This is a genomic window from Seohaeicola zhoushanensis, assembly GCF_014656415.1.
In the GTDB taxonomy this organism is placed as follows: Bacteria; Pseudomonadota; Alphaproteobacteria; order Rhodobacterales; family Rhodobacteraceae; genus Seohaeicola_A; species Seohaeicola_A zhoushanensis.
This window is the reverse complement of sequence record NZ_BNCJ01000026.1, coordinates 31866-40172: the sequence shown is the minus strand read 5'-3', so window position 1 is coordinate 40172 and position 8307 is coordinate 31866. Positions and strand designations below refer to the sequence as shown.

General features: G+C 58.1%; 4 protein-coding genes and 3 pseudogenes. 4 read left to right on the top strand and 3 right to left on the bottom strand.

Features of this window, described 5'->3' with window-relative positions; translation table 11 throughout:
* Positions 1 to 374: 374 nt before the first annotated feature.
* Together IE266_RS23635 and IE266_RS23630 are read left to right on the top strand one after the other, a co-directional pair.
* On the top strand, positions 375 to 2414 hold the full coding sequence (locus IE266_RS23635; protein ID WP_189682603.1) for an adenylate/guanylate cyclase domain-containing protein: 2040 nt from the start codon (positions 375 to 377) through the stop codon (positions 2412 to 2414).
* 749 nt (positions 2415 to 3163) lie between these two features.
* Positions 3164 to 4243, top strand: coding sequence for a PLP-dependent cysteine synthase family protein (locus IE266_RS23630; RefSeq protein ID WP_189682602.1), 1080 nt, complete (start codon positions 3164 to 3166; stop codon positions 4241 to 4243).
* 807 nt (positions 4244 to 5050) lie between these two features.
* Here IE266_RS23630 and IE266_RS23625 read toward each other — a convergent pair.
* Positions 5051 to 5446: a response regulator gene (locus IE266_RS23625; RefSeq protein ID WP_268249779.1), complete on the bottom strand. Its 396-nt coding sequence runs from the start codon at positions 5444 to 5446 to the stop codon at positions 5051 to 5053.
* Between the two features lie 543 nt (positions 5447 to 5989).
* Positions 5990 to 6166, bottom strand: coding sequence for a DUF3309 domain-containing protein (locus IE266_RS23620; RefSeq protein ID WP_189682600.1), 177 nt, complete (start codon positions 6164 to 6166; stop codon positions 5990 to 5992).
* Positions 6167 to 6488: 322 nt separating this feature from the next.
* Between IE266_RS23620 and IE266_RS27015 the strand changes: the two are divergent.
* Together IE266_RS27015 and IE266_RS23610 are read left to right on the top strand one after the other, a co-directional pair.
* A pseudogene (locus IE266_RS27015) lies at positions 6489 to 6770 on the top strand (co-chaperone GroES); the annotation flags it as partial.
* Positions 6771 to 6828: 58 nt separating this feature from the next.
* A pseudogene (locus IE266_RS23610) lies at positions 6829 to 8016 on the top strand (IS3 family transposase).
* Positions 8017 to 8042: 26 nt separating this feature from the next.
* Here the strand turns inward: IE266_RS23610 and IE266_RS27010 are convergent.
* Positions 8043 to 8291 (bottom strand): annotated as a pseudogene (locus tag IE266_RS27010) (IS6 family transposase); the annotation flags it as partial.
* Positions 8292 to 8307: the final 16 nt, after the last annotated feature.

Sequence of the window (8307 nt, the reverse complement as noted above, 5' to 3'; positions counted from 1 at the left end):
GGCCCGCCAGTGAGCGCGAGGCCCATGAGGAGCTACACCACTTCCCGGGACATCATCCCCAAGAGTAGTGATCAGGGCGGACACTGCTCTGGATCAGTCCAGTATAGCGCACTTCATGCGAGAAATACGGATGCATTTGAAACCCACCTTCCCCTGGGTTCAAGATGCCATGGAAGGAAATCCTGATGTCCATCGCGAGCAAACATGCAGGCCAAGCCGCCCTATCGATCTGTGAGGCGCTCCTGTCCCAAATCATCTGACGACGGACAGGCGGTTACATCACGGGCAGAGTTCCTCTGATCGACCGAGGCGATACCGCAAACTTCTACTAAGGCCTCGATAAGAAGAAATCATGAGCGGCCGCGTGAAAGGTGGTGAAGTCCGTCGCTGCCAAGTTCTGCAAAACGCGCGTGCATCACCGCACAGTGTGCACCGGCGGCGCGCTGTCGAAAACGACCGCCAAATTCATCATGTTCAACCTCATCCGGGCGGCATCGAAAACATGGCGCAAGCTCAAGGGCAGGAACCCGTTGCCTCGCGTCATGGAAGGCGACATATTGATCGACGGCGTCACCCCGTTCGACGGCGCCCAGAACCGCGTCGCTAGACCACGCCGCGTCACCCAAAATCGGCCATATCTCTCCATGACCAATCCAGCCGTTCAGCGCCGTCTCGCCGCGGTGATGTCCACGGACATCGCCGGCTTCTCGACGAGGATGAATGCCGATGAAACGGGCACATTGGCTGCAGTCAATCGGATTCTACGGGAGATTTTCGCCCCCCGTGTCCAGGCTAACAGGGGCCGTGTGGTCAAGCTTATGGGCGACGGCGCACTCGTCGAGTTTGCCAGCGTCGTTGATGCGGCCACCTGCGCTGTCGAAATCCAAACCGCCATGGCCGCACGCGAGCCTGATGGTCTAGGGCTGCCGCTTCTTCAACTGCGGATCGGAATCAATCTCGGCGACATCATCATCGAGGGCCGCGATATCTTCGGCGACGGCGTCAACTTGGCCGCGCGACTGCAGGAGATCGCTTCTCCCGGCGGCATCAACCTCAGTGCCAGTACGTACGAGCATTTGGGCAATAGAATCGGCGCCGCCTTTTCCGACGATGGGGAACACGAACTGAAGAACCTCTCCAAGCCGGTACGCGTGTTCCGCTGGCCCGTCGACGTCGAGTCCGGCGAGCGGAAGGGCAGTGTGCGCCACCCTCTACGGCGTCCGGATAAGCCGTCGATCGCAATCTTGCCCTTCGACAACATGTCCGGTGATGTCGAACAGGACTATTTCGCCGATGGCGTCGTAGAGGCGATCACCGCCACGTTGTCGCGCATCCGCTCGTTCTTCGTCATCGCCCGTAATTCCGCCTTCGCTTACAAGGGCAAACACCTAAACGTGCGGGAGATCGGGCGTGAGTTGGGGGTTAAATACGTGCTCGAAGGTTCAGTACAGCGCGCCGGGAATCGGGTGCGCATCACCGTGCAGTTGATCGAGACCGACGGCGGAGCGCATCTCTGGGCTGACAAATACGATGGTTCACTCGATGACATTTTCGATCTTCAGGACAAGATCACCGAACAAGTCGCCGGTGCATTGCAGCCGTCGATCCAGTTAGCTGAGATCGAGCGAACGCGCCGCAAGCTGCCTCAGGATCTCAGTGCTTACGACTACACAATGCGCGCGATGCCCGATGTCTGGATGCTAGAGGAAGACGCCGCGGCGAAGGCCCTGAGGCTTCTAGACAAGGCGCTGGATATCGACCCCGACTATCCTCTTGCGCTGGCGTTGGCCGGTTGGTGTTGGGCGCAACGTTCGGTCTATAACTGGGCCGAGGATATCACTGCCGCTCGACACGAGGCGCTTTCTCGCGCGGAACGAGCGGCGCAGATGTCCTCAGACGATCCGCTGATCTTATCGGTGCTTGGGACCGTTCAAACCTTTGCGCGCAACTACCGCGCGGCCCGCGTCCTTCTCGAACGTGCGATCCAGATCGACCCCAACGCCTCCTGGGCGTTAAGCCGCCTCGGCTGGCTCGAGAATTATTCGGACCGGCCGGAGGTGGCCAAGCAGCATTTTGCCCGAGCGATTCGGCTCAGCCCGCTCGATCCGATGAATTTCAATAATCTTGTTGGCATAGGCTGCGCACATCAAATCGCGGGCGAGGAAAGCTGCGCTGCCGATCTGTTCCTGAGGGCGCTGGAAGAACGCCCCAACGCGCATTGGATCCACCGTAACCTCTGCACTGCGCTTCTTGGCGCGGGCAGAGAAAGGGAGGCTCGCGCGTCTGCCCACGCATTGATGAAGGCCCATCCAAACATGACCGTGCGGCGTTTCAAGGACGCAATGGTGTTCTCCGCGCGTATGTTGGATCGGATAGGAAAACAATTGGCGGCCCTCGGCATTCCAGTTGAGTGATGGGTCCGATCATGTGCGGATGTGTATTGACCCCGCCTGAATGCAAGTTTTGAACTAGTCGGTTTCGAGCTTCGAAATTGCGGAAGAGTATCCGGCTTCCTTGAGCGGCGCGATACGTCATCACCACGAGCCCCAATGGATCTCCGCGTCTTTGCTCATTAATTCCCCGGAGGCATCGGCCGGCGCCGTGCCAGCCCACACAGCCGTTTCAAAAGGCAATGGGAGCGCCTTTCCACCATCTCCAGCCGCGTTGCTGCAATTTCTCGGGCGCGACGGCCCTTTTATCAGTGTCCTCAGCAGCCTCAGCCGACAGCAGCGCAGCGCAGCGCGTAGGATCGTATTCGTCGTTTCACTTAAAGACAGATCAAATGATCCTCGTGTTCTTTTTAACAGGCTCGGCAGCCACTCCATTCGGATCCGGGAATGGGAACCGATCCGCAGTTGATGCTTAAGTCAGCGGTGAGCGGATGATCATACTACTGGCCCGACGGCTCCTGTGATACGGATGAAGGGCTCGTGTATGTGCACCGTGGTATTAGGCGCACCCAACACGCGGGTAGTCTAACCTACGTCGGCGATGCGACCTCATGCGCCAAGCCTGTGGCATAAACCGTCCACCTTCAAGAGAACGCCGAAATATGGGGTCCGACATGGATTGTTCAGAAATCGATCAAGCGCGACCCCGTCTATCCTGTATGGTGGAGCGACCGAGGCTTAGACGGGTTGGATCAACAGGGGGAGAGACAGGCATGAGTACCGAAAACATTCGCACGTCGGCGGGACGCGGGCGTCTCTTCGACAGCATCCTGGACACGGTCGGAGACACACCGGTGATCCGGATCAACAATCTCGCGCCGTCCGACATCCGTTTGTACGTCAAAGCGGAATTCTTCAATCCCGCTGGTTCGGTAAAAGACCGGCTAGCGCTCAACATTATCGAAGCTGCCGAGCGGTCAGGAACTCTGCGGCCCGGCCAGACAGTGGTGGAGGCGACCAGCGGCAACACTGGTATCGGTCTTGCGATGGTCTGCGCTCAAAAAGGCTATCCGCTAGTCGTGACCATGGCCGATAGCTTTTCGGTCGAACGGCGGCGGCTGATGCGTATGCTGGGCGCGAAAGTAATCCTGACACCGCGCGCGCAGATGGGCACGGGGATGTACATGAAGGCGGTGGAATTGGCGAATACCCATGGCTGGTTCCTCGCACGGCAATTCGAGACTGCGGCCAACGCGGACATCCACGAATTCACCACAGCGCGCGAGGTCATCGGCGACTTTTCGGGTGACCGCCTGGACTACGTGGTGACAGGATATGGCACTGGCGGAACGGTGACAGGGCTGTCACGCGTTCTGCGCCGTGAGCGGCCAGAGACCCGGATCATCCTGTCCGAGCCGTCCAATGCGCAGCTTGTCGGCAGCGGTGTGGTCCAGGACCGAGGCGAAGGCGGATCGCCGGCCAGCAGTCATCCAAAATTCGAGCCGCACCCGATCCAAGGATGGACGCCTGACTTCATTCCGAAGGTCCTTCAGGAATGCTTGGATGCTGGGGGCTATGATGAATTGATTCCGATTGCAGGCACCGAGGGCGTCGAATGGGCCAAAAAACTCGCGCAGCGTGAGGGAATACTAACTGGAACTTCAGGTGGCGCGACCTTTGCAGTCGCAATGCAAGTCGCCGGACGGGCGGACCCCGGCGCAGTGATCCTTGCAATGCTACCAGATACTGGCGAACGATACCTGACGACGCCACTCTTTTCCGACATCCCCGAGGACATGGACGCCGAGGAATTGGCGCTGTCGAACTCGACGCCCGGCTACCAATTGACTTAGGTGGTCTGGTTGAACCCTACATTCTCTCGGCTGGTCCGTGCATGTCGAATGCGACTCGACCGAAAACGTCCGGGAGGTGGCCTGCCGGGGGGCCGTTGCAATCGCGCAAATAGATTCCCCACATTTGGAACATGCTATTGGCCGCCCAACTACGTGAGGATGCCCCGCGCATTCAGGTCCGCCGCTATTCTCTACTGTCCGTTGTCAGATGATTTGGGACAGGAGCGCCTGATCTGGAACGGAGCGCCCGGCTTGTTTAGGTTTCAGTTTATGCTGCGGTCTGACGATGCAGCAAGCAGCGATTCGTGGCCCAAATCGTACGGAGCACACAACTGCGGCGCCGCAGTTGTGTGCTCATACTCGCACTCCGCGTCGCACTGGAATTGAAGTGTGGCCGGGCTCACTTTCAAAAGTTCGCATTTGTAATCTCAGGTTTGTCACGTAGCCCCGGCTTTGCCGGCGACCGCGTCCAACTCGCGGCCTCAGCCAATGAACTGCGGGATTGTGATGACATAGCGTCTCGCGCGGCGGTTCAGCAGCTTTCGACAACCGCGGCCTTCTCGAGCCCATCTGGAACATCCCTCCGACGGAAGCATAGGCAAACTTCTACGCGGCTCTGGAAACTGAATATCTGGTCGCGTAACTGACCGAAATCAGATTCCGGCAAGCGCGGTTAGGTTCAATGCCATTGGATCAATCTGACTTTGCAGATCTTTAACAAAGCACTTCTCAAAACCGGAGACCCACACGAAGGCATCATCACCCAAGGTATCATAACCAAGGCTACCAGCAGTCAACCTGGAACACTTAGATCTGGCCAGCTTTAGTTCTCCATCGGTTGCCGATAATACTGGACAGTTTCATCGCATCAAATGGTTTGACCAGCACGGCCAAAGCTCCAAGGCCAAGCAGCTTGGCTCTCAGCTCAGGCTCGGCTCGGGCCGTAAGAAAGATGGCCGGGACATCCTTGTAGCCAGGCAGCATCTTGATAGCATTCCAAATCACGAGGCCGCTATGGCCGGGTAGCATATAGTCCAGAAGCAGCAATTGAGGTTGGAAATTCAGAGCCAAGCCAACAGCTTCCGGCAAGGTGACGCATTGCTCAATTTCGTATCCACCGATTTCTTCCAATACTAGCCTACTCAGGGTTGCGATGTCTGGGTCGTCTTCGACTTGGAGAATACGCTTTAGATCCAAGGTCACTTTGCTCCATTTCGGCTCTCTGAGGGTGTCCGGACGGGCGAATAGATTCGAAAATTCGCGTAAGTATTGAATTAACTGAATTGCTTGGGTCCAGGTCGGCGTGGCCGCACCTGTGGCAGGCTACCCTTCGCCGCCTACACATGCAATGCGATCGATGTGCAAGCGTACACATTGGGGAGAACGGTGAACACAAGTTGTGTCTATCGCACTTGGGTGTATGGTTTCGGAGTGGGTCCGCGCTTCCAAGTTCCAGGATCGGGGATTCATACCGGAGTTTCGGAATTCAAGTTCCGCATGCCGAAGGCAATCATGGGTTGCGTGGAAGGAGGCGTCGGTTGACCGTTGGTGCAGGACGATGCTTTTGACTTCATAATTTTTCTCGTTGGGCGAGGTCACGGCACGTCAGGTTGCTGCCGGTGAGAATGCCGCGGGAGTTCAGCTCACAGGCTATCGCCCTCAGCGTGTCGTACCCCAAGCGATCGCTTCTCCAACATGTCGCGGCCGACTGGCTGTCACTGACACATGTTATTCCCGGGCCGCAGTCTAGTTGGTGGTCAGAAAGGCGATGGCAACGACCAGAACCACCAGCAGAAAGACCAAAACGGAGCCTCGCCCGCCGGACATTCCGAATGACAACACTCCATCACGACGCCAGTAAGGAAGGAGTCCGGCGACCAGGAGTCCGAGAAGCAAAAAGGAAATGATCAGGATGTACAACATGTTGGTTTGACCCCGTTTGGTTTGCTGGTCGATTGACCGATGTTGCCTAAGCAAAGCACGTGTTGCGCGGGTTCACACTGATTTAGGTTAGAATGACTGGAACTTGATACTGCAGGGCGTCCGGACCCAAACTCGCCATCATGCCAGCTCACCGGCGAAAAAGCCGTAATTCAGGGTGCAATTGACATATTTTTGAACCGTCCTTTGCGCGTTGCTCCGCTCGCAACTATCTCTGTAGGATTGGCACTCATGTATGGCGAGTGCCAGCAACTCCCGACATTGCCATCCCTCATCGGAAACCTCGCGGAAGGTGTCTTTCCAAATGTTCACACCCTTGCGTGACCAAGTCCTAGTCCGTCGCCTTGAAAGGGTCGACAAGACCTCCGGCGGGCTGATCATCCCCGAAAACGTCAAGGAGAAGCCACAGGACGGAATCGTGGTTTCGGTCGGAACCGGGACCAGAAGTGAAAATAGCGACACGATCCCGATGGACGTCAAGGCCGGCGACGAGACGCTCTTTGGCAGATGGTCGGGCGCGGAGATCAGGCTCGACGGGGAAGACTTTCTCATCATGAAGCAGGGCGACGTGCTGGGCATGGTGAGCTGCTGCCGGTTTCGTGGACACGAAGATAAGATCGTGACCATGAGACTGGAGACAGCAAATGAAGAGACGGAAGTTCAGCCGAGAGTTCAAGATCGAGGCCGTAAGGCTGGTGACGGACCGCGGTGTGGCGGTGGCGCAGGCCGCCCGTGACCTAGATGTGGCCGAGAGCGTTCTGCGCCGCTGGATGCGGGAGCTGACAGCTGCGCCTGCCGTCGCCTTTCCCGGGAACGGACAGATGCGGACCGACGTGGCCGAGATTGCAGCGCTGAAGAAAGAGGTCGCTCGGCTTCGGGCGGAGCGTGACATCCTGAAGAAAGCGGCAGCTTTTTTCGCGCGAGAGGCGACATGAGGTTCGCCTTCATCGCCAGGCATCGCCACATCTGGCCCGTCAGCTGGCTGTGCGACGTGCTGGAGGTCTCGCGGTCGGGCTTCCATGCTTGGCTCAATCGCCCGACCAGCGCCCGCGAGATCCATGACGCCAGGCTCGTCACGGCGATCGAGACAAGCTTCAAGGCCAGCGACCGGACCTATGGCGCGCGCCGCGTCTGGCGCGATGTTCTGGAAGAGGGGCTGGCCTGCGGGCTTCACCGGATCGAACGGCTGATGCGGATCAATGCCTTGCGGGCACGGCCGAGACGCCGTGGAAAGCCGAAGGACGACGGCGAACGGTCGGTCATTGCAGACAACATCCTTGAGCGGGACTTCCAGGCCGACCGGCCAAACCAGAAGTGGTTGGCCGACTTCACCTATATCTGGACCGCGGAAGGCTGGCTTTACGTTGCTGTCATTCTCGACCTCTTTTCCCGGCGTGCCGTTGGTTGGTCCATGAAGGCCGAACGGGATGCGTCACTGGTCATGGATGCGCTGATCCCTCTCATTGATTGCTGCGCAATCAACTGCCGGGCAATGGATGGCCGTCTGGCGACGCGGAAAGGCCGACGCTTTGCTTCATCATTCGGATCAGGGATCGCAATACACAAGCGAGCAGTTTCAACGGCTTCTGGCCGACAACGGCATCACCTGCTCGATGAGCCGGGCCGGAAACGTCTGCGACAATTCGGCGATGGAGAGCTTCTTTTCATCACTGAAGACCGAACGGACGGCCCGGAAGGTTTACCGCACCCGCAACGAAGCGCGTGCCGACGTATTCGACTACATCGAGCGCTTCTACAATCCGCGCAGGCGGCATTCGAAACTGGGCTACCTCAGCCCCATGGAGTTCGAGGCCCGCGCTATGCTAGCTTAACCTGCTGTCCACGAAGCCGGCAGCAGCTCAAGATGCCAGCGCCAGTGGCTGGTCCGCATACCTTCGATCCGCCGTTTCCTGATCTCAGACGCGAACAGCGGACCAAATTGGTGCCACCAAAATCGAACCGTCTCGTGGCTGATGTCGACACCGCGTTCGTGCAGCAGATCTTCGACCTTGCGCAGCGATAGCGGGAAGCGAATGTACATCATCACGGCTAACCGAATGAACTCCGGGCTGGTCTTAAAGTATCGGAAAGGAGAGCGTTGGGACATGGCCGGACGCTAGCCG